This window comes from Kitasatospora albolonga (assembly GCA_002082585.1).
Taxonomy (GTDB): domain Bacteria; phylum Actinomycetota; class Actinomycetes; order Streptomycetales; family Streptomycetaceae; genus Streptomyces; species Streptomyces stephensoniae.
Genome location: CP020563.1, coordinates 2821268 through 2846784, shown reverse-complemented (window position 1 = coordinate 2846784; position 25517 = coordinate 2821268). Strand labels below are relative to the sequence as shown.

The 25517-nt window shown below is 72.0% G+C and carries 23 protein-coding genes; 17 read left to right on the top strand and 6 right to left on the bottom strand.

What is annotated here, in order from left to right; translation table 11 throughout:
- Positions 1 to 90: 90 nt before the first annotated feature.
- Complete coding sequence (locus B7C62_12230; protein ID ARF72947.1) at positions 91 to 1491, bottom strand: amino acid permease; 1401 nt, start codon at positions 1489 to 1491, stop codon at positions 91 to 93.
- Positions 1492 to 1624: 133 nt separating this feature from the next.
- Between B7C62_12230 and B7C62_12225 the strand changes: the two genes are divergently transcribed.
- The 4 genes from B7C62_12225 to B7C62_12210 all read left to right on the top strand — a co-directional run bounded on the left by B7C62_12225 (position 1625) and on the right by B7C62_12210 (position 7402).
- On the top strand, positions 1625 to 3283 hold the full coding sequence (locus B7C62_12225) for a urocanate hydratase (GenBank protein ARF72946.1): 1659 nt from the start codon (positions 1625 to 1627) through the stop codon (positions 3281 to 3283).
- 269 nt (positions 3284 to 3552) lie between these two features.
- On the top strand, positions 3553 to 4761 hold the full coding sequence (locus B7C62_12220; GenBank protein ID ARF72945.1) for an allantoate amidohydrolase: 1209 nt from the start codon (positions 3553 to 3555) through the stop codon (positions 4759 to 4761).
- Positions 4762 to 4856: 95 nt separating this feature from the next.
- Positions 4857 to 6173 (top strand): formimidoylglutamate deiminase, encoded by a 1317-nt coding sequence (locus B7C62_12215; protein ID ARF77122.1) that lies wholly within the window; start codon positions 4857 to 4859, stop codon positions 6171 to 6173.
- A 56-nt stretch (positions 6174 to 6229) separates the two neighbouring features.
- Positions 6230 to 7402, top strand: a complete 1173-nt coding sequence (locus tag B7C62_12210) for an imidazolonepropionase (GenBank protein ID ARF72944.1) — start codon at positions 6230 to 6232, stop codon at positions 7400 to 7402.
- An 88-nt stretch (positions 7403 to 7490) separates the two neighbouring features.
- Here B7C62_12210 and B7C62_12205 read toward each other — a convergent pair whose 3' ends face one another.
- Positions 7491 to 8462, bottom strand: a complete 972-nt coding sequence (locus B7C62_12205; protein ID ARF72943.1) for a B/F/G family RNA polymerase sigma-70 factor — start codon at positions 8460 to 8462, stop codon at positions 7491 to 7493.
- Between the two features lie 286 nt (positions 8463 to 8748).
- Here B7C62_12205 and B7C62_12200 point away from each other — a divergent pair, with 286 nt between their 5' ends.
- The 6 genes from B7C62_12200 to B7C62_12175 all read left to right on the top strand — a co-directional run bounded on the left by B7C62_12200 (position 8749) and on the right by B7C62_12175 (position 14452).
- Positions 8749 to 9117 carry a metal ABC transporter substrate-binding protein gene (locus B7C62_12200; protein ARF77121.1) on the top strand — a complete coding sequence of 123 codons (369 nt, stop codon included), beginning with the start codon at positions 8749 to 8751 and terminating at the stop codon, positions 9115 to 9117.
- Positions 9118 to 9316: 199 nt separating this feature from the next.
- Positions 9317 to 9808, top strand: coding sequence for an ATP-binding protein (locus B7C62_12195; GenBank protein ARF72942.1), 492 nt, complete (start codon positions 9317 to 9319; stop codon positions 9806 to 9808).
- A 272-nt stretch (positions 9809 to 10080) separates the two neighbouring features.
- Positions 10081 to 10758, top strand: coding sequence for a peptidase (locus tag B7C62_12190; GenBank protein ID ARF77120.1), 678 nt, complete (start codon positions 10081 to 10083; stop codon positions 10756 to 10758).
- Between the two features lie 141 nt (positions 10759 to 10899).
- Positions 10900 to 11901, top strand: coding sequence for a hypothetical protein (locus B7C62_12185; GenBank protein ID ARF77119.1), 1002 nt, complete (start codon positions 10900 to 10902; stop codon positions 11899 to 11901).
- Positions 11898 to 12965 carry a hypothetical protein gene (locus B7C62_12180; protein ARF72941.1) on the top strand — a complete coding sequence of 356 codons (1068 nt, stop codon included), beginning with the start codon at positions 11898 to 11900 and terminating at the stop codon, positions 12963 to 12965. The genes B7C62_12185 and B7C62_12180 overlap by 4 nt, the downstream gene beginning before the upstream one ends.
- Positions 12966 to 12979: 14 nt before the next feature.
- Complete coding sequence (locus B7C62_12175; GenBank protein ID ARF72940.1) at positions 12980 to 14452, top strand: hypothetical protein; 1473 nt, start codon at positions 12980 to 12982, stop codon at positions 14450 to 14452.
- Positions 14453 to 14544: 92 nt separating this feature from the next.
- Here B7C62_12175 and B7C62_12170 read toward each other — a convergent pair whose 3' ends face one another.
- Entirely contained in the window at positions 14545 to 16029 is a 1485-nt protein-coding gene (locus B7C62_12170; GenBank protein ID ARF72939.1) for an MFS transporter, read from the bottom strand.
- Positions 16030 to 16038: 9 nt separating this feature from the next.
- On the opposite strand from B7C62_12170, the gene B7C62_12165 reads away from it, so the two are divergent.
- The 3 genes from B7C62_12165 (at position 16039) to B7C62_12155 (ending at position 18518) form a co-directional block, all read left to right on the top strand.
- On the top strand, positions 16039 to 16275 hold the full coding sequence (locus B7C62_12165) for a hypothetical protein (protein ID ARF72938.1): 237 nt from the start codon (positions 16039 to 16041) through the stop codon (positions 16273 to 16275).
- Positions 16276 to 16522: 247 nt separating this feature from the next.
- Positions 16523 to 17200: a DNA-binding response regulator gene (locus tag B7C62_12160; protein ARF72937.1), complete on the top strand. Its 678-nt coding sequence runs from the start codon at positions 16523 to 16525 to the stop codon at positions 17198 to 17200.
- Between the two features lie 52 nt (positions 17201 to 17252).
- Entirely contained in the window at positions 17253 to 18518 is a 1266-nt protein-coding gene (locus B7C62_12155) for a two-component sensor histidine kinase (GenBank protein ID ARF72936.1), read from the top strand.
- A gap of 66 nt (positions 18519 to 18584) precedes the next feature.
- Here B7C62_12155 and B7C62_12150 read toward each other — a convergent pair whose 3' ends face one another.
- Entirely contained in the window at positions 18585 to 19103 is a 519-nt protein-coding gene (locus B7C62_12150; protein ARF72935.1) for a hypothetical protein, read from the bottom strand.
- 163 nt (positions 19104 to 19266) lie between these two features.
- Between B7C62_12150 and B7C62_12145 the strand changes: the two genes are divergently transcribed.
- From B7C62_12145 to B7C62_12130, 4 genes are all read left to right on the top strand, one after another.
- A complete protein-coding gene (locus tag B7C62_12145) occupies positions 19267 to 20406 on the top strand; it encodes a 5-(carboxyamino)imidazole ribonucleotide synthase (GenBank protein ARF72934.1) in 1140 nt (379 codons plus the stop codon).
- On the top strand, positions 20403 to 20945 hold the full coding sequence (locus B7C62_12140; protein ARF72933.1) for a 5-(carboxyamino)imidazole ribonucleotide mutase: 543 nt from the start codon (positions 20403 to 20405) through the stop codon (positions 20943 to 20945). The genes B7C62_12145 and B7C62_12140 overlap by 4 nt, the downstream gene beginning before the upstream one ends.
- 11 nt (positions 20946 to 20956) lie before the next feature.
- A complete protein-coding gene (locus B7C62_12135; protein ARF72932.1) occupies positions 20957 to 22153 on the top strand; it encodes a membrane dipeptidase in 1197 nt (398 codons plus the stop codon).
- A gap of 133 nt (positions 22154 to 22286) precedes the next feature.
- Complete coding sequence (locus tag B7C62_12130) at positions 22287 to 22673, top strand: hypothetical protein (protein ARF72931.1); 387 nt, start codon at positions 22287 to 22289, stop codon at positions 22671 to 22673.
- A gap of 164 nt (positions 22674 to 22837) precedes the next feature.
- Here B7C62_12130 and B7C62_12125 read toward each other — a convergent pair whose 3' ends face one another.
- Both B7C62_12125 and B7C62_12120 read right to left on the bottom strand, forming a co-directional pair.
- Positions 22838 to 24043: a lipase gene (locus tag B7C62_12125; GenBank protein ARF72930.1), complete on the bottom strand. Its 1206-nt coding sequence runs from the start codon at positions 24041 to 24043 to the stop codon at positions 22838 to 22840.
- 52 nt (positions 24044 to 24095) lie between these two features.
- Positions 24096 to 25439, bottom strand: a complete 1344-nt coding sequence (locus B7C62_12120) for a UDP-glucose 6-dehydrogenase (GenBank protein ARF72929.1) — start codon at positions 25437 to 25439, stop codon at positions 24096 to 24098.
- Between the last annotated feature and the right edge of the window lie 78 nt (positions 25440 to 25517).

Sequence of the window (25517 nt, the reverse complement as noted above, 5' to 3'; positions counted from 1 at the left end):
GAGGTTCTGGCATTTTCCTTTGGTACATGCGCCGCAGGGTGTAAAGGAGCGGCTGAAATACGCTGGCCGGGAAGCAGGGGTGACGTTTCGTCAGTTCCGCCCGTCCCGCCGCCCCGCCGAGGCGCCGGACTTCTCGCGGGCCGTCATCACCGCCTTGTTCAGCGCCCACAGGCCGATGCCGATCAGCAGCAGGATTCCGGCGCGTACGTACACGTCGGGGCCCCGGTCCGCGAGCGGGCTCGCCAGGAGGAGGGAGGTGAGCGCGCCGAGGACCGGCAGGGCCGTCGGCGTACGGAAGTGGCGGTGCTCCACCCGGTCCCTGCGCAGGACCAGCACGGCGATGTTGACCACGCCGAAGACGCAGAGCAGCAGGAAGGAGGTGGTGTCGCCGAGCCCCTCGATCTCGCCCGTGGAGACCAGGCCGATCGCCAGGACGGAGACGAAGACGATGCCGACCCAGGGGGTGCGCCGGCCCGCCAGGACCTTGCCCATCGCGGGCGGCAGGATGCGTTCGTTGGCCATCCCGTAGCAGAGCCGCGAGGCCATCATCAGGTTGATCAGCGCCGAGTTGGTGACCGCGAAGAGGGCGATCAGGGCGAAGAGTTTCGGCGGAAAATCGACGCCGCCCGCTTTCACCACTTCCAGCAGCGGGCCGCTGGAGTCCGCCAGGGTGCGCGAGTCGACCAGCAGCGAGGAGACCAGCGCCACCAGGATGTAGATCGTGCCGGTGACGGCCACGCCGATGAAGATGGCCCGGGGGAAGTTACGGGCGGGGTCCTTGGTCTCCTCGGCCATGTTGACCGAGTCCTCGAAGCCCACGAAGGCGAAGAAGCCGAGCGCGGTGGCGCCGAGTACGCCGGTGAGCAGGGCGTATCCGGTGCCGCCGGTCTCGATCTGGGTCAGCCGGGAGGGCTCCCCGTCGCCGCTCAGTACGGCGTACGCGCCGATCGCCAGGATCACCGCGAGGCCGCTGACCTCCACCAGGGTCAGGACGACGTTCGCCTTCACCGACTCGGAGACCCCGCGCAGGTTGATCGCGGCCAGGGCGAGGATGAACAGGATCGCGATCAGGGTCGGCGGCACGGCGTCGGTGAACTCGCCCAGGTAGTCGCCGCTGAAGGCCCGTGCGGCCGCGCTCGCGGAGGAGAGGCCCGAGCACATGACCATGAAGGCGACGACGAAGGTGAGGAAGGGGACCTGGAACGCCTTCTGGGTGTAGAGCGCGGCCCCGGCCGCCTTGGGGTACTTGCCGACGAGTTCGACGTACGAGGCCGCCGTCAGCAGCGCCACGGCGAACCCGATCGCGAACGGCAGCCAGAGCGCGCCGCCCACCTTGCCCGCCACATCCCCGGTGGTGGCGTAGATCCCGGTGCCGAGGATGTCCCCGACGACGAAGAGGATCAGCAGCTTGGGGCCCAGCGCCCGCTTGAGCGGCGGTGATCCGTCGGGGGTCCCCGGCCGGTCGGTCGCGGGAGTGTCAGGAGTGCTCATCGGTGCCTCCGGGGCGGGCTGCGACGGGTCGGGAGACGCTTTCCCGGACGCGGCGCGGACCGCACCTGTTGACTACGACTATTCAGCGCCTCAGGATGTGAATAGTTAGTCATCGTCGCGAGGAGGCACCGCCATGTCAGGACCCCGCCCCGTACGAGCGCCGCGCGGCAGCGCCCTCAGCGCCCTGGGATGGCAGCAGGAAGCCGCCCTGCGCATGCTCCAGAACAACCTGGACCCCGAGGTCGCCGAGCACCCCGACAAGCTCGTCGTCTACGGCGGCACGGGGAAGGCGGCCCGCGACTGGCGCTCGTTCGACGCGATGGTCCGTACGCTGCAGACGCTCAAGCAGGACGAGACGATGCTCGTCCAGTCGGGGCGGCCGGTCGGCGTCATGCAGACCCACGAGTGGGCGCCGCGCGTCCTCATCGCCAACTCCAACCTGGTCGGCGACTGGGCCAACTGGGAGGAGTTCCGCCGCCTGGAGCAGCTCGGTCTGACCATGTACGGCCAGATGACCGCCGGGTCCTGGATCTACATCGGCACCCAGGGCATCCTCCAGGGCACCTACGAGACCTTCGCCGCCGTCGCCGCGAAGAAGTTCGGCGGCACGCTGGCCGGGACGATCACCCTGACCGCCGGGCTCGGCGGCATGGGCGGCGCCCAGCCGCTCGCCGTCACCATGAACGACGGCGTCGCCATCTGTATCGACGTCGACCCGCGCGCCATCGACCGCCGCATCGAACACCGCTACCTGGACGTGAGGGCCGACAGCCTGGAGCACGCCCTCCAGCTCGCCGTCGAGGCCCGCGACGCCCGCCGCCCCCTCTCCATCGGCCTCCTCGGCAACGCGGCGGAGCTGCTGCCCCGGATGCTCGCCGAGGGCGCGCCCGTCGACATCGTCACCGACCAGACCAGCGCCCACGACCCGCTGGCCTACCTCCCGCTCGGCGTCGACTTCGACGACATGGCCACCCTCGCCGCCGAGAAGCCCGCCGACTTCACCCAGCGCGCCCGCGAGTCCATGGCCCGCCACGTCGAGGCCATGGTCGGCTTCATGGACGCCGGGGCCGAGGTCTTCGACTACGGCAACTCCATCCGCGGCGAGGCCCGGCTCGCCGGGTACGACCGGGCCTTCGACTTCCCCGGCTTCGTCCCCGCCTACATCCGCCCCCTTTTCTGCGAGGGCAAGGGCCCCTTCCGCTGGGCCGCCCTCTCCGGCGAGGCGTCCGACATCCACAAGACGGACAAGGCGATCCTGGACCTCTTCCCGGAGAACGAGTCCCTGCACCGCTGGATCACGATGGCCGGGGAGCGCGTCCACTTCCAGGGCCTGCCCGCCCGCATCTGCTGGCTCGGCTACGGCGAGCGCGACAAGGCGGGCGAGCGCTTCAACGACATGGTCGCGAGCGGCGAACTGGCCGCCCCGCTGGCCATCGGCCGCGACCACCTGGACTGCGGCTCGGTCGCCTCCCCGTACCGCGAGACCGAGGCCATGCTCGACGGCTCCGACGCCATCGCCGACTGGCCGCTCCTCAACGCCATGGTCAACGTCGCCTCCGGTGCCTCCTGGGTCTCCCTCCACCACGGCGGCGGCGTCGGCATGGGCCGCTCCATCCACGCGGGCCAGGTCACCGTCGCGGACGGCACGAAGCTCGCGGGCGAGAAGATCCGCCGCGTCCTGACGAACGACCCCGGCATGGGCGTCATCCGCCATGTCGACGCGGGCTACGACATCGCGGAGTCCGTCGCCGCCGACAAGGGCGTACGCGTACCGATGACGGAGGGCAACTGATGCCGTCGTCCGGCACACCGGGGGACCGGGGCATGTCGAACCGGGGTACGTCGACGGGTGCGGCGCGGGGTGCCGACGCATCCTCCGAGGACCGGGGTACGCCGAGGAGCGCGGCGGCGAGCTCGGCCCGGGGCGCCGCCGCACCGTCCGGGGGGCCCGCGGGTGCGGGCTCGCCCCGGAGCGCCGCCGCGCCCGGTCCGGCCCAAGGCGCCGCCGCTCCCTCCGGCGGCCCCGCGCCCCAGGGGCGTACAGGTGACTCCTTCCTCTCCATGTGGCGCGAGCTGGCCCCCGTGGGACGTCACCCCGACAGCGGTGGCTACCGGCGTTACGCCTGGTCGGCGGCGGACCTCGACTGCCGGGCCTGGTTCCGGGCGCAGGCCGAAGCGCGCGGGCTCACCTACGAGACCGACCGCAACGGCAACCAGTGGGCCTGGCTCGGCGACCCCCTGGCCGGGGACGCCGTCGTCACCGGCTCGCACCTGGACTCCGTCCCCGACGGCGGTGCCTTCGACGGGCCGCTGGGCGTGGTCTCCTCCTTTGCCGCGCTCGACGAACTCCGCTCCCGGGGCGTGGCGTTCACCCGGCCCCTCGCCATCACCAACTTCGGCGACGAGGAGGGCGCCCGCTTCGGTCTCGCCTGCGTCGGGTCCCGGCTCGCCGCCGGACAGCTCACCGTCGCCGACGCCCACCGCCTCCGGGACGCCGACGGGATCGCCCTGCCCACCGCCATGGAGAGCGCCGGATACGACCCCGAGGCCATCGGCCCCGACCCCGAACGGCTCGCCCGGATCGGCGCGTTCGTCGAACTCCACGTCGAGCAGGGCCGCGCCCTCGACCTGACCGGCGACCCCGTCGGCATCGCCTCCGCCATCTGGCCGCACGGCCGCTGGCGGTTCGACTTCCGGGGCGAGGCCAACCACGCGGGCACCACCCGCCTGGCCGACCGCCGCGACCCGATGCTCACGTACGCCGAGACCGTGCTCGCCGCCCGCCGCGAGGCCGAACTCACCGGCGCCCTCGCCACCTTCGGCAAGATCGCGGTCGAGCCCAACGGGGTCAACGCCATCCCCTCCCTCGTCCGTGGCTGGCTCGACTCCCGCGCCGCCGACCAGGCCACCCTGGACGCCGTCGTCACCGGGATCGAGCGCGCCGCCCGGGAGTACGCCGAGCGGGCCGGGATCGACCTCGACGTCGTACGCGAGTCGTTCACGCCCGTGGTCGAGTTCGAGCACGCCCTGCGCGACGAGCTCGCCAAGATCCTGGAGGGGAGCGGCGACACGGGGCGCCCCGTCCCCGTCCTCGGCACCGGCGCGGGCCACGACGCGGGTATTTTGTCCGCCTCGGTGCCCACCGCCATGCTCTTCGTACGGAACCCCACCGGCATTTCGCACTCCCCGGCCGAGCACGCCGCCGAGGACGACTGCACGGCCGGGGTGCGGGCACTCGCCGACGTACTGGAAGGTCTCGCGTGCAGCTGACAAACCGGACCACGGTGACGACAGGGACCGCGGCCACGGCACAGACCGCGGCCACGGCACGGGCCGCGGGCGGGCCCGTCACCGCGACGTACTGGATGGACCACGCCTGGCTCTCCACCCACGTCGAGCCCGACGTCACCGTGGAGGTCGCGGACGGCCGCATCGCCGGGATCAGGACCGGGGTCCGGACACCCCCGCCCGGCGCCACCGTGCTGCGCGGCCTGACCCTCCCCGGCCTCGCCAACACCCACTCCCACGCCTTCCACCGGGCCCTGCGCGCCACGGTCCAGGTGGGCTCCGGCACCTTCTGGACCTGGCGCGAGCTGATGTACCAGGTGGCCTCCCGGCTCACCCCGGACAGCTACTTCGACCTGGCCCGCGCCACGTACGCCGAAATGGCCCTGGCAGGCATCACCTCCGTCGGCGAGTTCCACTATCTGCACCACGCGCCCGGCGGCACGCCCTACGCCAACCCCAACGCCATGGGCGAGGCGCTGATCGCGGCGGCGGCCGAGGCCGGCATCCGGATCACCCTGCTGGACACCGCCTACCTCGCCGCCGGATTCAACGAGCCGCCCAACCGGCACCAGCTGCGCTTCTCCGACACCACCGCCGATGCCTGGGCCGAGCGCGCCTCCCTCCTCAAGGGCGACGACCACACCCTGATCGGCGCCGCCATCCACTCCGTACGGGCGGTTCCGGCGGACCAGCTGGCCACCGTCGCACGGTGGGCCGAGGAGCGGAACGCCCCGCTCCATGTCCACCTCTCCGAACAGCTCGCGGAGAACGACGCCTGCCTCGCCGCCCACGGCCGCACCCCCACCCGGCTCCTGGCCGACCACGGGGTGCTGGGCCCGCGCACCACCGGCGTCCACAACACGCATCTGACGGAGGAGGACATCGCGCTGCTCGGCTCCTCCACCACCGGCACCTGCATGTGCCCCACCACCGAACGCGACCTCGCCGACGGCATCGGCCCCGCCGTGGCCCTCCAGAAGGCGGGCTCCCCGCTCTCCCTGGGCAGCGACAGCCACGCCGTCATCGACCTCTTCGAAGAGGCGCGCGCGATGGAGCTCAACGAGCGCCTGCGCACCCACATCCGGGGCCACTGGACGGCCGCCGCCCTGCTCCGGGCCGCCTCCGCCGACGGGCACGCCGCACTCGGCCGCCCCGACGCGGGCGTCCTGGAACCGGGCGCCCCCGCCGACCTGACGACGGTCGCCCTGGACTCCGTCAGAACAGCGGGACCGGTGCCCCGGCTGGCAGCGGAGACCGCCGTATTCGCCGCCTCCGCCGCTGATGTGCGGCACACGGTCGTAGCGGGCCGTCATATCGTCCGCGACGGCCGCCACGCGCTGATCGAGGACGTGCCCGGAGCGCTCGCGGCGGCCGTGGCCGCCCTGCACCACTGATCCCATCCCCGACAGCGGACCCGGACCCCCCGGAACGCGAGGAGAACACTCTCCAGATGACGACCACCGCCGTCACCCACATCGCCAGCCTGGTCACCAATGACCCCTCCCTCGGCAACGGGACCCCCCTGGGCCTGATCCAGGACGCGGCCGTCGTCATCGAGGGCGACCGCATCGTCTGGACCGGTGAATCAAGCAAAGCACCCGCCACTGACAACGTCCTCGACGCGGCCGGCCGGGCCATGATCCCGGGCTTCGTCGACTCCCACTCGCACCTCGTCTTCGCGGGCGACCGCACCCAGGAGTTCAACGCCCGGATGTCCGGGCAGCCCTACACCGCGGGCGGCATCCGCACCACCGTCGCCGCCACCCGCCAGGCCACCGACGAGCAGCTCTCCGCCAACGTCGCCCGCTACCTCGCCGAGGCCCTCCGCCAGGGCACCACCACCTTCGAGACCAAGTCCGGTTACGGCCTCACCGTCGAGGACGAGGCCCGCGCCCTGCGCATCGCCTCCCGCCACACCGACGAGGTCACCTACCTCGGCGCCCACATCGTCTCCCCCGACTACGCCGACGACCCGGCCGGATACGTCGACCTGGTCACCGGCCCGATGCTGGACGCCTGCGCCCCGCACGCCCGCTGGATCGACGTCTTCTGCGAGCGCGGCGCCTTCGACGGCGACCAGGCCCGCGCCATCCTCACGGCGGGCCGTGCCAAGGGCCTCCACCCGCGCATCCACGCCAACCAGCTGACGTACGGGCCCGGTGTCCAGCTCGCCGTGGAGCTCGACGCCGCCTCCGCCGACCACTGCACCCACCTCACCGACGCGGACGTGGACGCGCTCGGCCAGGGCAACACGGTCGCCACGCTGCTCCCCGGCGCCGAGTTCTCCACCCGCGCGGCCTGGCCCGACGCCCGCCGCCTGCTCGACGCGGGGGCCACCGTCGCGCTCTCCACGGACTGCAACCCCGGCTCGTCGTTCACCTCGTCCCTGCCGTTCTGCATCGCCCTGGCCGTACGCGACATGGGGATGACCCCCGACGAGGCCCTCTGGTCCGCCACCGCGGGCGGCGCGGCGGCCCTGCGCCGTACCGACATCGGCCGCATCACCCCCGGCGCCCGCGCCGACCTGGTCCTCCTGGACGCCCCGAGCCACGTCCACCTCGCCTACCGCCCGGGCGTCCCGCTGGTCAGCGCGGTGTGGCGGGGCGGGGAGCGGGTGGAGTAGACGCCGGGAGCCCGGCACACGGAAGGACCCGCCCCGCATACGTGGATACGTACGGGAGCGGGTCCTTCCGTCGGCGTGCCGCGGGCCGCTACTCCTCCAGGGTCAGCCCCTTGCGGAGCTTGACCAGCGTCCGTGAGAGCAGCCGGGACACGTGCATCTGCGAGATGCCCAGCTCCTCCCCGATCTCCGACTGCGTCATGTTGCTGACGAAGCGGAGCGAGAGGATCATGCGGTCCCGCGAGGGCAGCGCGGCGATCAGCGGCTTCAGGGACTCGACGTACTCGATGCCTTCGAGTCCGTGGTCCTCGTAGCCGATGCGGTCCGCGAGGGCGCCCTCGCCGTCGTCCTCCTCGGGCTTGGCGTCCAGCGAGCTCGCGGTGTACGCGTTGCTCGCGGACATGCCCTCGACGACCTCGTCCGGGGTGATGCCGAGACGCTCGGACAGCTCCGCCACCGTGGGCGCGCGGTCCAGCTTCTGGGAGAGTTCGTCCCCCGCCTTCGCCAGTTCGAGCCGGAGCTCCTGGAGCCGGCGCGGGACGCGCACGGACCAGCTGGTGTCGCGGAAGAACCTCTTGATCTCGCCGACGATGGTCGGCATCGCGAACGTCGGGAACTCGACACCGCGGCTCAGCTCGAACCGGTCGATCGCCTTGATCAGGCCGATGGTGCCGACCTGGACGATGTCCTCCATCGGCTCGCTGCGCGAGCGGAACCGGGAGGCGGCGAACTTGACGAGCGCGAGGTTGAGCTCGACGAGGGTGTTGCGGACGTACGCGTACTCGTGGGTGCCCTCTTCGAGGGATTCGAGGCGCTCGAAGAGCGTCTTCGACAGGGCCCTGGCGTCCAGGGCCCCCACTTCGGCGTAGGGCGGGATCTCGGGGAGTCCTTCGAGCCCCTCAAGTCCTTCAAGGCCCTCGCCGGAAGATCCGGGGGTGGTGCTGGTGGTGCCGGCGCGCGGGCCCGGAACGGCGCTCGCGGCGGGGGAGTCGGAATTGGTCGGTCCCTGAGGACATGCCGACGGCGCGTTGCGGGTACGCGCTTCGTCGAGCCGGGGTGACATGGTTCTCCTCCATCGTTCTCGGCATATGGCTGCCGATGCCCCTATGTGTTCCTGCGGTGAAGCGGCGCCTCCAAAGCCGGTCGTGTTTGAGGTGTCCCTCTACCCTTACCCGGTTACTGCCAGCAGTTACAAGCGCCAATTAACCGCATATGTCCGGTTTGTTGAGGTCTCCGACTACCGCGTGGCGTACGAAACGCGTACTGTTTTACGCACGTCGGCGGCAGCTCTGCATACAGCCGCACAGGCAGTGACGCGCACAGTGACGGACGGCGAAGAGGTACTGGGCATGGACCGCGGGACGGTCGGCAGTGCGAACCGGGGTCGGCTTCAGGTCGAGGCCCGGACCGAGGGGCGCAGCGAGGTCGTGACTCCGGTGGGTGAGCTCGATCACCACACCGCCGATCTGCTGCGGGGGCCTCTGGAGAGCGCGGTCGAGCAAGGGCGGTCACGCCTGGTGGTCGACTGCTCACGGCTCGACTTCTGCGACTCCACCGGGCTGAACGTGCTGCTCGGCGCCCGTCTCAAGGCGGAGGCGGTCGGCGGAGGAGTGCATCTGGCCGGAATGCTGCCGGTCGTGGCACGGGTGTTCGAGATCACCGGTGCGGAGGCGGTCTTCACCGTCCACGCCACGCTCGAAGAAGCCCTGGAGACCTAGAACCGGTACGGTGCGCGAGCGCGTCGTACCGGATGTCGGCCGCGCCGCGCGATCGATCGCCCGAAGGGGGTGTCGGAGCGGTGCGGTCGGGCAGGAGACACCCCGTCGGTATCCCGTAAAGATCCGGCACACTCGGTAACTGACTCTTTTCTTTTCCATGGCGACAGGCGACATGGCGAATCGGTGAGGTGAAGCGCTGATGAGCACCACCCGGCAGCATCCGCCGGGCGACCTCGGCCGCGAGCCGGAAGGAGCGGGCGCGGACTCGCCCGTTCCGGCCGAGCGGCAGTGGCGCACGCTCTCACTCGGGCAGGCCAGCGGCATCGTCCCGATGGCCCGTGACTTCGCCCGGCAGGCCCTGCACGACTGGGGCTGGCTCCCGGCGTCCAGCGCGGACCGCCGGGCCGCGGCCGAGGACGTCCTGCTGGTCGTCTCCGAGCTCGTGACCAACGCCTGTCTGCACGCGGAGGGCCCCGAGGAGCTGCGGATCGGCTGCACGCCCAAGGCGCTGCGCGTCGAGGTCGTCGACCGGGGGACCGGCCAGCCCGCCCCCCGTACACCGCACCGCGCCGGCCGCCCCGGCGGGCACGGCATGTTCATCGTGCAGCGCCTCTGCCTGGACTGGGGCGTGCAGCGTACGCCCGACAGGCCGGGCAAGACCGTCTGGGCGGAGCTCGCCGCCCCCGCCTAGTCACCCCCGTACATCGTCCACGTCGAAGAGCGCGCCGATCCGGCGCGCTCTTTGTCTTCCCTCCATCAGGCCCCGGGCGTACCTTGAGCGCCCAATCTGATGTGTCGTCAGTAACTTGCGCCCGTACGGACGGTACGGATCGTGGCGCGCGGCGACGTCCGGCATGAGGGGAACACGAGGTGTCGAACCAGAAGCGGACAGCTCTCGCGCTGACGACGACCGCACCGACGGCTGTACTGACGACCGCGCTGTCGGCCGCACTGGCGGGCTCGATGGTGCTGATGGCCGCGCCCGCCGCCCACGCCGAGGTCGTGGACGTCAACTACCAGTGCGAGACGCCCATCGGGCCCAAGGGGGCGGTCTCGCCCATCGATATCAAGAGCGTGAAGAGCGGTGACGGCTACAAGCTCACCATGTCCTTCCAGAAGGGCGTCTCCTCCAGCCCGGTCGAGCTGGGCAAGGGCGCCATGAACCCGAGCGCCGTGATCGAGGTGGGCGGCGCGGACACGGGGAAGGTCCAGGTCTCGGGACCGGCGAACGCCGAGGCGATCCCGGCCAACACCCCCATCAAGATCAGTGACTTGTCGGGGACGTACACCCCCAGGAAGAGCGGCGAGGTCACCTTCACCGCCGGGGTGCTCACCATCAAGGCGCTCGGTACGACCACGACCTGCACGCCGAAGAACAGCCCCGGGCCCTCCCTGCGGCTCGTTGTCGAAGGCGCCGGAGGCAGCGGGGGTTCGACGGGCGGCTCGACGGGGGGCGCCACGGGTGGCTCCACCGGAGGCGGTTCGGCGACCGGCGGCGGGGCCTCCGGCGGCGGTGAACTGCCGAAGACCGGTCCGCTCGACTCGGCGGCGGCGCTCGGCACGCTCGGCGGGACCGTCCTGCTGGCCGGGGCGGCCGGTGTGCTCTGGCTGACCCGGCGCGGACAGCGCCCCACGGGCTGAACAACGCCGCAGCCGCCCGCGTGAGCGAGCCGTCAGCGCGAGGGAGCCCCGCCTGTGCCTGTGCCGTCATCGAAACCGTACGTGAGCCGGTACGCGGACCTGTACGTGAATCCGTACGTGGGTCCGTGCGCGGACCTGTACGTGCATCCGTACGCGAACAGGTCGCCGTCCGCCCTCCCGTGCCTGCTCGGCCTGCTCGCCGCCCTCCTGCTCGCGCTGCTCCCCGCGCCCCCGGCGGCGGCCGACGACGGCCCCGGCCCCCCGGCGGGCTGGACCCTCCGGCCTGCGGGGGGCGGGAGCACCGGGCGGGACGCCCGCCCGTACGTCTACCTGGAGGGCACCCCCGAGACCGTGCTCAAGGACCGGCTGTCGGTGACCAACCCGGGCCGCACCCCGCTGACCGTACGGTTGCGGGGCGAGGGCGCCGCCGGGCCGTGGCTCCGGTTCGCCGCCCGGACCGTCACCGTGCCGGGCCGGACCCGCGCCGACGTGCCGTTCTCCCTCGCAGTGCCGGGCAACGCGGCGCCGGGCGGCCTCGCGGGGGAGATCGCGGCGGCCGGCGGGGGCGCGGAGCAACGCGTACGGATACGGGTGCGGATCGGCGGCCCGACCCTGGCGGCGCTCACCGTGGAGGACGTCGAGGTGTCCGGGCGGACCATCCGGTACGCCCTGGTCAACCGGGGCAACGCGCCCCTGCGGCCCCGGCTGGCCGTGCGCGCGGACGGGGTGTTCGGCACGCTGCTGGACCGCCCGGCCCGGCCCCTGCCGCTGGAGCTCGCCCCCGGCCGCCGGGTGGAGCTGGCCGAACCCTGGCCCGACGCACCGGCGTTGGACTCGGTCACCGTACGGCTGACGGCGGAGGCGGAGGGCGGGGCGCGGGGCGAGGCGGCCGCTTCGGCGGCGTACGTCCCGGTCGTGCCGGTCGCCGGGGGCGGGCTGCTGCTCCTCGGCGCCCTGGCCGCGCTCGGTACGAGGGCATACCGGCGGCGGCCGGACCGGCGTGGGCCGCCGACCGCCCCGGACGCCCGGGACGTGCAGGAAGACCGGCAGGAACGGGAAGACCCGCAGGACCCGCAAGACCTGCACGACCGGCAACCGGCCGACGAGCCACGGCCCTTGGCGAAGGCGGGAGCGGAATCGTGACGCGGCACCCCAGAGGCGGAGCCGTCAGGCGCGCCGCCCCGGTCACCCTCCTGCTCCTCGTCCTCGCCCTCCTGCCCGCGCTCCTGATCCTGGCCGCCCCGGGCGCACGGGCGGCCGAGGACGGCCCCTCCGTCAGCCTCTCCAAGAAAGAGGCGGGCAAGGGCGGGGAGATCACCGTCAAGGGCGACGGCTGGCGCCCCGAGGTGCTCCTCATGCTGCTGATCTGCGGCCGGTCCACCCCCGAGCGGGGCGTGATCGGCGGCACCAACTCCTGTGCCAACGCCGACGGCCGGGCCGTCACCACCGACAGGAAGGGCGCCTTCACCAAGAAGCTCCCGGTCGCCGAGCCGCCGGAACCCTGCCCGTGCGTGGTGCACGTCGCCACCGTGACCGGTGAACAGGCGCTGACCGACGCGGTGTTCACCGTAGCGGGCCACCCCACCGCCCCGCTGCCGCCGCGGACCGACGAGGGAAAGCTCGCGGTGCTGGCCACCCCCCGGCTGGAGGGCGAGAGTTCGCTGCTCACCTGGTTCGGCGCCCCGCCCGCACGGCAGTTGGTGCTCACCGTCGGCAACCTGGGCTCCGCGCCGGTGGAGGACCCCGTCTTCGAGATCGGCACCGCGCACGGCGTCTACGCCCCGCAGTGGGAGGAGCGCGTGTGGCGCGGCACGATCGCCCCCGGCGCCAGGGCCCGGGTCGAGCTGCCGGTCGAGCTGTCCGCCGGGGCGCACGGCGACTACCAGGTCTCCCTGCGGTACGGGACGAAGGTGCTGGCCGAGCAGCCGTGGGGGGTGAGCCGCCCGTGGGGCGTCACGCTCTTCTGGGTGCTGCTCTGCCTGGTCGTCCCGGCCGCCGTCTTCCGTATCGGCATGGCCGTCGTGGACCAGGTCCGCCCCCGCCCCGCCGCGCGGACGGCCCGCCACGCGCACCGCCCGCCAGCACGGCCCACGAGCACCGGTACGGCCGCGCTGCCGTGGTTCACCCAGGACTCCGCACCACCGGACATCCGGCGTTCCGCACCGTCGGTGAACCGACCCCCACCCACGACGAAGGGACAAGCGTGAGCACGCAACGGAGGATGAGCGCGGCCGGAGTCGCGCTGATGCTCGGCGGCGCGGGCCTCGTGCTGGCCGCGAGCCCGGCACAGGCAGCCGAGGTCAGTTACGCGACGGAGTGCGTTCCGCCGCCCATTTCGGGGCTGCCCCCGGTCCAGGGCACCACGAAGGTGCGGTTGACCGCCCCGGCGGAGGCGAAGGTCGGCGACGAGATCGAGGTCGTCTGGAAGACCGTCGAGGCCGCCTCCAGGAACCCGGACGTCCTGGACCTGGGCAAGGACACGGTGAAGCCCACCGGCACCATCACGCTGGGCGGCGCGGCGAGCGGCGAACTGAAGCTGGAGGGCCCCCGGCAGAACCCGCCCATCCCCAAGAACAGCCCCATGCTGCTGCCCGACATGACGGCCAAGCTGAAGCTGGAGAAGGCCGGGGAGATCACGCTGACCCCGGGCGCGTACGCCATCAACGTCTCCCGGCCGATCTCCACCGACACCAAGTGCGCCCCGAAGGAGACGGTCCAGCCGGGTGCCACGATCAAGGTGACGGAGGGAGGCTCCACCACCGGCGGCACCACGAACGGCGGGACCACCACCGGCGGCACCACATCCGGAGGCGCCGACTCCGGCGGTACGACGACAGGGGGCACCGACGCGGGAGGCGCCACGACGGGCGGCACGACCACCGGAGGCAGCGACGCGGGCGGCACCACCGACGGAGGCGCCACGAACGGCGGGACCACATCCGGAGGCACCACGTCCGGCGGCACCTCCACAAGCGGAGGCTCCGGCGGCTCCGGCGGAGACACCGACTTCCCCGGCAAGGAGGTCTCCGTCGCCTACGCCTGCAAGACCCCCATCGGCGACAGGAACGCCACCTCCCCGGTCCGGATCAGCGCCAGGAAGAACGGCGGCGCCTACGACCTCACGGTGAAGTTCAGCAAGTCCGTCATGGACAGCCCGATCGACATCCCGGCCGAACAGGTCAAGCCGTCCATGGAGGTCCGGCTCGGCGGGGCCGACACGGGCACGGTCACCGTCGAGGGGCCGCTGAACAAGGAGGTCATCAAGACCGGCGCCCCCATCGAGATCCCGGACCTCACCGGCACGTACAGGCCCGGCGCGAGCGGGAAGTCGACTCTCAGCCCGGGGGTCCTCACGGTGATGGCCGCCGGTACGACGACGACCTGCACCCCGCCCGCCGATGTGGCCGTCTCCCTGGAGCTGGACACCTCGGCCCAGCCGGGCGGCGCGTCCGGCGGCAGCGGAAGCGGCGGAGCGTCGGCCTCAGGCGGAACGGCCACCTCAGGCGGAACGGCGGGCTCCGGCGGAGCGTCGGCCTCCGGCGGCGGTACGGACTCCGGCGGCGGCCTCGCGGCCACCGGGGCCGAGGACGACGGCGCCCTGCGCGCGCTGGGTCTGGTCGCGGGGACGGCGATCCTGCTGGGCGGCGCGGTGTTCACGTTCACCCCGTGGCGGAGGCTGCGCGGTACGCGCTGAGCCGTACGGTCCGGCCCACGGGAAAGGGCCGTCGCACCGGAGAGTCTCCCGGTGCGACGGCCCTTCCGCCGTACGGCCCTACAGGGCGGGCATCAGTGGACGTTGCCCATGAGCTTCTTGACCTTGCCGCGGTACATGAAGATCGCGACACCGGCGGCCACGGCGAGCGTCGCCTCCAGGGCGACCACCCCGGTGCCGTTGAGCTCCACACCGGCCAGCGAGAGCAGGCCCGTGGTGCAGTCGCCCGCGGTGACGGCCAGGAACCAGACACCCATCATCTGGCTGGCGTACTTCGCCGGGGCCATCTTCGTGGTGACGGAGAGGCCGACCGGGGAGAGCGTCAGCTCGGCGAGGGTCTGGATGAAGTAGATCGCGACCAGCCACATCGCGGCGGCCTTGTGGCCGTCACCCGCGATGGTCAGCGGCATCAGGAAGACGAAGAACGACGCACCGACCAGCACCAGACTGGAGCTGAACTTCACGATCGTGCTCGGCTCTTTGCCCCGCCGGTTCAGCGCCAGCCAGAAGGCGGCGAAGACCGGGGCGAGCGCCATGATCAGGACCGGGTTGATCGACTGGTACCAGGAGACCGGGAAGCCCCAGCCGAAGACGCTGTTCTCGGCCGAGGACGTGGCGAAGATCGAGAGCGTCGAGCCGCCCTGGTCGTAGATCATCCAGAAGATCGCGGCGGCCACGAAGAACCAGATGTAGGCGGACATCTTCGACTGCTCGGCCTCGCTGAGCTCCTTGTCACGCTTGATGCGCGACAGGACCATCACCGGAATGACCAGACCCGCGATGGTGATCGGGACCAGCAGCCAGTTCAGCGTGTAGACGCCGGTGACGACCGTACCGGTGTAGAAGACGGCCGCGACACCGAGCCAGATCATCGACTTGCGCAGGGTCGAGGCGCGCTCGTCCTTGGAGAGCGGCTTCGGGACGATGAGGCTGCGCTCGCTCAGGTGGCGGGTGCCGATGAGGAACTGGAGCACACCGAGGCCCATGCCGACCGCCGCGAGGGCGAAGCCGAAGTGCCAGCTCCACTTCTCACCGACGGTGCCGATCACCAGGGGCGCCGCGAAGGCACCCATGTTGATGCCCATGTAGAAGATCGTGAAGCCACCGTCGCGGCGCGGGTCCTCCGGGCCGTCGTAGAGGTGGCCGACCATCGTCGAGATGTTGGACTTCAGCAGACCGGAACCTATGGCCACGAGGCCCAGACCGGCGAAGAACGTGCCCTCGGAGGGCAGGGCCAGGGTCAGGTGCCCCAGCATGATGACCCCGCCGGCGATGGCGACGGTCTTGCGCGGGCCCCAGACCCGGTCGCCGAACCAGCCGCCGGGCATCGCGAGCAGGTACACCAGCGACAGGTAGACCGAGTAGATCGCGGTCGCCGTGGCGGGGTTCATGTCGAGCCCGCCGGGCGCGATCAGGTAGAGCGGGAGCAGTGCCCTCATGCCGTAGTAGCTGAAGCGCTCCCACATCTCCGTCATGAAGAGTGTGGCCAGGCCGCGGGGGTGGCCGAAGAAGGTCTTCTCGCCGGAACCGGCCGAGTCCTTCGTCAGGCTGGACGCCATGATCGATCCTTGCTGGTCGGGACGCGCTCGCCTCGTGAGCGGTACGCGCCCGGTGGGGGGCAGCCGGCACCGGCGCGGCCGGACCCCATCCCCACGCCTGAGGGGGGACGTGCCCCGGGGCCGGGCTCCGGTCAGGAGCGTGCGGCGGCGGGGCGGGGAAGAACCGCGTCGGGATCCACACCCGTCACGTGGTCTCACGCTCCGGGCCCGGCTCACAGGTCATTCACTCGATACGGGCCGGCGTGAACCGGTCCAGCACACAGAAGAGACCCTTGGCGCTCATGGCGGCCCAAAGGTCCTTGCGTAGTGCATCAGGCGTCGGGACACCATACGACACGACACAGCGGGATATGGAAGGACTTGAGACATGGATCACAGGTGATGATGGAACCAGGCTCCCATATTCAAAGGTCACCGTCCGCTTTGTGGCGCTGAGCCGCAGGCGCTGTCGAGAGCCTCACTCCGAAGGCCCCGGCCGGACTACCATCAGTCCATGACCCGTGTACTGCTCGCCGAGGACGACGCATCCATCTCGGAGCCACTGGCCCGCGCACTGCGTCGGGAGGGCTACGAGGTCGAGGTCCGCCAGGACGGCCCGACGGCGCTCGACGCCGGACTCCAGGGCGGTATCGACCTCGTGGTCCTCGATCTGGGGCTGCCCGGGATGGACGGCCTCGAAGTCGCCCGCCGACTGCGTGCCGACGGTCACACCGTGCCGATCCTGGTGCTGACGGCCCGCGCCGACGAGGTCGACACGGTGGTCGGCCTGGACGCCGGGGCCGACGACTACGTCACCAAGCCCTTCCGCCTCGCCGAGCTCCTCGCCCGGGTCCGCGCCCTGCTCCGCCGGGGCGCCACCGAGCCCGTCGTACAGCCCGCCACCCACGGCGTCCGGATCGACGTCGAGTCGCACCGGGCCTGGATGGGCGAGGAGGAACTCCAGCTCACCGCCAAGGAGTTCGACCTGCTGCGGGTCCTCGTCCGGGACGCGGGCCGGGTCGTCACCCGCGACCAGCTGATGCGCGAGGTCTGGGACACCACCTGGTGGTCCTCCACCAAGACGCTGGACATGCACATCTCCTGGCTCCGCAAGAAGCTGGGCGACGACGCCGCCAACCCTCGTTACATCGCCACGGTCCGGGGCGTCGGCTTCCGGTTCGAGAAGAGCTGACGTACGAAGCACCCATGCACCTTGACGATGTACGCCGACACGACCGGCGGCCATGCGCCGCCGGCTGATCAACTCCACGCTCGCCGTGGTCCTCGTGGTCATCTCCGTCTTCGGCGTCTCCCTCGTCATCGTGGAGACGCGCACCATCAGCAGCAGCGCCCAGGAGAGCGTCGAATCCGAGGCGCTGCGGCTGATCAGCGTGGTCGAGGGGCGGCTGCTGGGTGACGAGCGGGTCAACCCCGACGTGCTCTCCGAGCAGATCGACCCCAAGCGGTTCGCCCTGATCGAGATCGCGGGCCGGGAGCCCATCGTCGTCGGCGAGCGCCCCGAGGGCAGCGTCCTGCGGGCCATCGAGACCGGCGACGGGGGCGCGAAGGTCACCGTCGAGGAGTCCCGCTCGGCCGTCACCCGCGAGGTGCTGCGCACCCTCCTGATCATCGGCGCGGTGGCGCTGCTCGCGATCGTCTCCGCCGTCCTTCTCGCCGTACGCCAGGCCAACCGGCTCACCTCCCCGCTCACCGACCTCGCCGAGACCGCCGAACGCCTCGGCTCCGGCGACCCCCGCCCGCGCCACAAGCGGTACGGGGTGCCCGAGCTGGACCGGGTCGCCGACGTCCTGGACGCCTCGGCCGAGCGGATCGCCCGGATGCTGACCGCCGAGCGGCGGCTCGCGGCGGACGCCTCGCACCAGCTGCGTACGCCGCTGACCGCGCTCTCCATGCGGATCGAGGAGATCTCGGTGACCGACGACCCCGAGACGGTGAAGGAGGAGGCGAACATCGCGCTCACCCAGGTCGAGCGGCTCACCGACGTCGTCGAGCGGCTGCTGACCAACTCCCGGGACCCGCGCACCGGCTCCGCCGTCGTCTTCGACCTGGACGAGGTCATCAAACAGCAGATCGAGGAGTGGCGCCCCGCCTACCGCTCCACGGGCCGCGCGCTGGTCCGCTCCGGCAAGCACGGCCTGCGGGCGGTCGGCACCCCCGGCGCGGTCGCCCAGGTGCTGGCGGCGCTGATCGAGAACTCGCTGATGCACGGCGGCGGCACCGTCGCCCTGCGCACCCGGGTCACCGGCAACCAGGTGGTCATCGAGGTCACCGACGAGGGCCCCGGCGTCCCCGCCGAACTCGGGGCGCGGATCTTCGAGCGGACGATCAGCGGACGCAACTCCACCGGCATCGGTCTCGCCGTCGCCCGGGACCTCGCGGAGGCGGACGGCGGCAGGCTGGAGCTGCTCCAGCAGCACCCGGCGGTCTTCGCGCTCTTCCTCAGCCGCACTCAGCTCGACCGCAAGGACCCGGAACGCCCGGTGCGCTGATCACACCGGGCTCCGGCCCTCAGCTCCGTACGGGACCGGGACCGGCGCTCCGTACGGGACCGGGCCTCAGTTCCGTACGGGATCGGGCTCTACGGTCTCCGACGGCCGCCGCTGTTCCAGAAACCGTTCCGCGGGCAGCGGGGCCTCCTCGGGGGGAGGCGTCTTGAAGACCCAGGTCCGGTAGGACCAGAAGCGGAAGAGGGTGGCGAGCCCGATGCCGAGGATCTTGAAGACGTTGCTCTGGACCGGGCTGTTCCAGTCGAAGCCGTACGTCGCCAGGTACAGCACGCCGTTCTCGATTACCGCGCCCACCGCGCTGAACAGCAGGAAGAGGGTCAGCTCGCGGGTCCGGCCGGTCTTGTCGCGCTCCCGGTAGGTCCAGTAGCGGTAGCCGACGTAGTTGAAGAGGACCGCGATGAAAGTGGCCAGCAGGCTCGCCCGGACCACGGGAAGGTCCGTGGTGTGCCGGATCAGGTTGAAGGCCCCCATGTTGACCAGCAGGCCCATCGCGCCGACCACGCCGAACTTGGCGACCTCCCGGGCCAGCAGATCAAGCCGGGTCCGCAGTGCGCCCCGTTCGCTCATGGTGATCGCTCAGTCCGTCCGTTCGATGGCGTCGACGGAGTTTCGTCAACCCGGACATGCTAACCAGCCCTTCCGTGTGATGTCCGTGTGATGCGGGGGAGCCCGCCGCGGTAGCACCCGGACGGCGTCGGGGGCGCCCCGGCGCGCCGGATACCCTGGAGTCGTGACGTTCCCGGTAGTCGGCATGGTCGGCGGCGGTCAGCTCGCCCGTATGACCCACGAGGCGGGTATCCCCCTCGGCCTGAAATTCAAGCTCCTCAGTGACACGCCCCAGGACTCGGCGGCCCAGGTGGTCAGCGAGGTCGTCATCGGCGACTATCGCGACCTGGACACGCTCCGTGCCTTCGCCCAGGGCTGCGACGTGATCACCTTCGACCACGAGCACGTGCCCATCGAGCACCTGCGGGCCCTGGAGGCGGACGGCATCCCCGTGCGCCCCGGCCCCGATGCCCTGGTGCACGCGCAGGACAAGGGGGTGATGCGCGCGAAGCTCACGGAGATCGGCGCCCCCTGCCCCCGTCACCGCATCGTGAGCGACCCGGCCGACGCCGCCGCGTTCGCCGAGGAGGTCGGGGGCTTCCCCGTCATCCTCAAGACCGTGCGCGGCGGGTACGACGGCAAGGGCGTGTGGGTGGTCCGCTCCGAGGCGGACGCGGCCGATCCGTTCCGCGCCGGGGTCCCGGTCCTCGCGGAGGAGAAGGTCGACTTCGTACGGGAGCTGGCGGCGAACATCGTCCGCTCGCCGCACGGCCAGGCCGTCGCCTACCCGGTGGTCGAGTCGATCCAGGTCGACGGGGTCTGCGACACGGTGATCGCCCCCGCCCCCGACCTGGCCGAGGAGCTGGCGGGCGAGGCCCAGCAGCTCGCGCTCCGCATCGCCGCCGAGCTGGACGTCGTCGGCCACCTCGCGGTGGAGCTGTTCGAGACCCGTGACGGCCGCATCCTGGTCAACGAGCTGGCGATGCGCCCGCACAACTCGGGCCACTGGACCATGGACGGCGCGATCACCTCGCAGTTCGCCAACCACGTCCGGGCGGTCCTGGACCTCCCCCTCGGCGACCCGCGCCCGCGCGCGCCCTGGACGGTCATGTGCAACGTCCTGGGCGGCGACTACCCGGACATGTACCAGGCGTACCTGCACTGCATGGCCCGCGACCCGCAGCTCAAGATTCACATGTACGGCAAGGACGTGAAGCCCGGCCGCAAGGTCGGCCACGTCAACACCTACGGCGACGACCTGGCGGACGTGCGGGAGCGCGCCCGGCACGCGGCCGACTACCTGCGAGGAACGATCACCGAATGACTTCCCCCTCCGCCCCCGCCGCCCCGCTCGTCGGCATCGTCATGGGCTCGGACTCCGACTGGCCCGTCATGGAGGCGGCGGCCAAGGCGCTCGACGAGTTCGAGATCCCGTACGAGGTCGACGTCGTCTCCGCCCACCGCATGGTCCACGAGATGATCGCGTACGGCGAGGAGGCGGCCGGCCGCGGCCTGAAGGCGATCGTCGCGGGCGCGGGCGGCGCGGCCGCGCTCCCCGGGATGCTGGCCTCGGTCACCCCCCTGCCGGTCATCGGCGTCCCGGTCCCGCTGAAGTACCTGGACGGCATGGACAGCCTGCTCTCCATCGTCCAGATGCCCGCCGGGGTGCCCGTCGCCACCGTCTCGGTCGGCGGCGCGCGCAACGCGGGCCTGCTGGCCGCCCGTATCCTCGCCGCGTCCGACCCGGCGCTCCAGGAGCGGATGGGCGAGTTCCTCCAGGAGCTCAACGCCCAGGCCACCGAGAAGGGCAAGCGCCTGCGGGCCAAGGTCCAGGGCTCCGACTCCTTCGGCTTCGGAAAGTAGGGGCGGCCTTTATGGACCACCTCGCCCGGGCCCGCGAGCTCCTCGCCGCCCACCCCGTCGTCGACGGCCACAACGACCTTCCCTGGGCCCTGCGCGAGCAGGTCGGCTACGACCTGGACGCCCGGGACATCGCCGCCGACCAGCGCGGCCTGCTCCACACCGACCTGGCCCGGCTGCGGGCAGGCGGGGTCGGCGGCCAGTTCTGGTCCGTGTACGTGCGCACCGACCTGACCGGCGACGCGGCGGTCAGCGCCACGCTGGAGCAGATCGACATCGTCGCCGAGCTGATCGCCCGCTACCCCACGCACCTGCGCCGCGCGCTCACCGCCGACGACCTGGAGAAGGCCCGCGCCGAGGGGCGGATCGCCTCCCTGATGGGCGCCGAGGGCGGCCACTCCATCAACAACTCGCTGGGCACCCTGCGCGCCCTGCACACCCTGGGCGTCCGCTATATGACGCTCACCCACAACGACAACATCGACTGGGCCGACAGCGCCACCGACCTGCGCCGCCTCGGCGGCCTCTCCGCCTTCGGCCACGAGGTCGTCCGCGAGATGAACCGCATCGGCATGCTGGTCGACCTCAGCCACGTGGCGGACGGCGTCATGCGCGACGCGATCGCCACCAGCACCGCGCCGGTGATCTTCTCGCACTCCTCGGCCCGGGCCGTCTGCGACCACCCGCGCAACATCCCCGACGACGTGCTCGCGGCGCTCCCGGCCAACGGCGGGGTCGCGATGGCGACCTTCGTCCCGAAGTTCGTGCTGCCCGCCGCCGTCGCCTGGACCCAGGCCGCCGACCGCAACATGCGCGACCACGGCCTGCACCACCTGGACACCACCCCGCAGGCGATGCGCATCCACGAGGACTTCGAGGCGGCCAACCCCCGCCCGCAGGCCACCGTGGCGACCATCGCCGACCACCTCGACCACATGCGCGAGGTCGCGGGCGTCGACCACATCGGCATCGGCGGCGACTACGACGGCACGGCGTTCACGCCGTACGGCCTGGAGGACGTCTCCGGCTACCCGAACCTGATCGCCGAGCTGCTCCGCCGTAACTGGTCCGAGGGCGAGCTCGCCAAGCTGACCTGGCAGAACGCCGTACGGGTGCTGCGCGACGCGGAAGCGGTGGCCCGCGACGAGCAGAGCACGCGCGGCCCGTCCCACGCGACGATCGAGGAGCTGGACGGCGGGCGGCTGAGGTAGGCCCGTAGGACTTTCGCAGCACTTCTGGCGACACGGTGAATTCGGGCAATCCTCCCCGTATCTGACGCAACCTCATGTTAGGGATAGCTGGCAGGAATCCCCTCAAGGAATCCCTAACAGGAGGTACGCAACGATGCGCACGAATCTTCTCCGTGTCACGACCGCGCTCGGTGCCGCGGCGGTGCTCACCCTCGGCGGCGCGGGCGTGGCCGCCGCCGACAGCGTCGGCAGCTCGGGCATCGGGAACTCGGGCGTCGGGAGCGCGGGCGCCTTCAACGGCGGCGCCGGGAACGCGGGCATCGGCAACTGGGGCCTGGGCAACGCGGGCATCCACAACGTGGGCGTCGGCAACGCGGGCGGCTTCAACGGCGGTGTCGGCAACGCGGGCCTCGGCAACTGGGGCTGGGGCAACGCCGGTATCGGCAACACCGGCATCGGCAGCCACGGCCACGGCAACTCGGGGATCGGCAGCTCCGGCATCGGCAACACGGGCGTGGGCAGCTCCGGCATCGGCAACTGATCCGCGCATCACCCCCGGCCGACGCCGGGCGGACAGGACAACCCCCGGGCCGGCCGCCCGCACCACCAGCGGCCGGCCCGGGTGCGTACGGGCCGGGGCGGGCGGGGCGCTACGGCGGGTCCACGCCCCCTGCCCCGAAGGCGAAGTCCCGAAGCGCGGGCGCCCTATGCCCGGTCCGCGAACGGTCCCCCCGGCTCGAACGCGAAGGCCCCGAAGCGCTCGCCCATGCGGCGGTGGGCGGCGGGACCCGGGTGGAGCCCGTCCGGCAGCGGCAGTCCGGCGGCGTCGGCCTCGCCGTACAGCTCCCGCCCGTCCAGGTAGAAGAGCTCCGGGTCCTCGGCCGCCCGCTCCGCCACGATCCGGGCGAGCTCCTCCCGTACGACCCGCAGGTTCAGCTTCCCGAGCGCCACCTCCGCCGGGTCGCCCAGGGCCTGGAACTCCACCTTCCCGTCACCGATCTCCGGCGCGGCGGGCCCCGGGACCTCCTCCTGCATGGGGCAGTGGACGGGCGAGACGACCAGCAGCGGCGTCGTGGGGTGCCCCTCGCGCACGGTGTCCAGGAACCCGTGCACGGCGGGCCCGAAGGCGCGCAGCCGCATCAGGTCCCGGTTGACGATATTGATGCCGATCTTGACGCTGACCAGGTCGGCCGGGGTGTCCCGCAGGGCGCGCGCGGTGAACGGGTCGAGCACGGCGCTGCCGCCCAGCCCGAGGTTGACCAGCTCCACGCCCCCCGAGGCGGCGGCCAGGGCGGGCCAGGCGGTGGCGGCGCTGTCGGCGGCGGCCCCCTGGCTGATCGAGCTGCCGTGGTGCAGCCACACCCGCCGCCCGTCCGGCGCCACGGCCGTGACGGGCGCGTCGGTGCGCAGCCGGAGCAGCTCGGTGGTCTCGGTGTACGGCAGCCAGACCTCGACGGTCTTCTCCCGCCCGGCCAGCCCGGCGAACCGGACCGTGCCGACCGGCCCGGGGACCGTCTCCCGGGAGCCGTCGCCCAGGTCCAGGATCAGCCGGTCACCGCCGCTCGCGGTGGACCGCCCGGCCGGTTCCCCGTCGACGTACAGGTCGTACGCGCCGTCCGGGCGGGGCGGGACGCCCCGGTACTCCAGGACCGTGCGGCGGACGTCCAGCTCGACGGCGGTGGCCCGGGTACGGAACACCAGCCGCACCCCGGAGGGCTGGGACTCGGCCTGCGCCACCTCTTCGTCGCCGCCGGACCGGGCGCGGGCCCGGGCCTGTGCGGGCAGCCGGTGGGGGAGGAGGCCGCCGCGCGCGGTGCGCTCCAGGTCGAGGGCGCCGCGCACGAGGCCGCCGGTGAGGGGAGTGGTGATCCAGCCCGGTGAGCGGGTGGCGGGGGCGTACGAGTCGTCCATGCCCCCAGCCTGTCCACAAAACAGACGTTGAGCCCCCGCACAGGTCAGACGCTCACGCCTTCGGGCGCCCCATCGCCCGGTACGTCCACCCCGCCTCGCGCCACACCGCGCTGTCCAGGGCGTTGCGCCCGTCCAGGATGATCCGCCGGGAGACCGCGGCGCCCAGCTCCGCCGGGTCCAGCTCGCGGAACTCGCGCCACTCCGTCAGGTGCAGCACCACATCCGCGCCGCGCACGGCCTCCAGCGCGGAGTCGGCGTAACCGAGCGTCGGGAACAGCCGCCGGGCGTTCTCCATCCCCTTCGGGTCGAAGACGGTCACCTGGCCGCCCTGGAGATGGATCTGCCCGGCCACGTTGAGCGCGGGGGAGTCGCGTACGTCGTCGGAGTCCGGCTTGAAGGCGGCGCCCAGGACGCCCACCCGCTTGCCGAGGAACGAGCCGCCGCCCACGGCCTCCCGGGCCAGCTCGACCATGTGGCCCCGGCGGCGCATGTTGATGGAGTCGACCTCGCGGAGGAAGGTCAGGGCCTGGTCCGCGCCCAGCTCACCGGCGCGCGCCATGAAGGCCCGGATGTCCTTGGGCAGACAGCCGCCGCCGAAGCCGATCCCGGCGCGCAGGAACTTCTTGCCGATGCGGTCGTCGTACCCGATGGCCTCGGCGAGCTTCACGACGTCCCCGTCGGCGGCCTCGCAGACCTCGGCCATGGCGTTGATGAAGGAGATCTTCGTGGCGAGGAAGGAGTTGGCGGAGGTCTTCACCAGCTCGGCGGTGGGGAAGTCGGTGACGACGAACGGCGACCCCTCCGCGACCGGTACGGCGTACACCTCGCGCAGCAGCTTCTCGGCCCGCTCGCTCTCCACGCCGACGACGATCCGGTCCGGGTGCAGGGTGTCGTCGACGGCGAAGCCCTCGCGCAGGAACTCCGGGTTCCAGGCCAGCTCGGCATCGGCGCCCACCGGGGCCAGCTCCGCGAGGCGGGCGGCGAGGCGGCCGGCGGAGCCGACGGGGACGGTCGACTTGCCGACGACCAGGGCGGGCCGGGTCAGATGCGGGGCGAGGGAGGCGAAGGCGCTGTCGACGTAGCTCATGTCGCAGGCGTACTCGCCATGCTTCTGCGGAGTGTTCACACAGACGAAGTGCACGTCCCCGAACTCCCCGACCTCCTCCCAGGAGGTGGTGAAGCGCAGCCGTCCGGTGGAGCCCTCGATGCCCGCGACATGCCGCTGGAGCATCTCCTCGAGCCCCGGCTCGTACATCGGCACGCGCCCGGTGGAGAGCAGCTCGATCTTCTCCGGTACGACGTCGAGCCCGAGGACCTCGAACCCCAGCTCGGCCATGGCCGCGGCATGGGTGGCGCCGAGATAGCCGGTGCCGATCACGGTGATCCTGAGGGCCATGGGTGCTCCTGGGAGGTACGGAAAGACGTGCGAACCGAGCATAGTCGCGGCGGGGAACCCCGGATTTCGCCGCCCGAA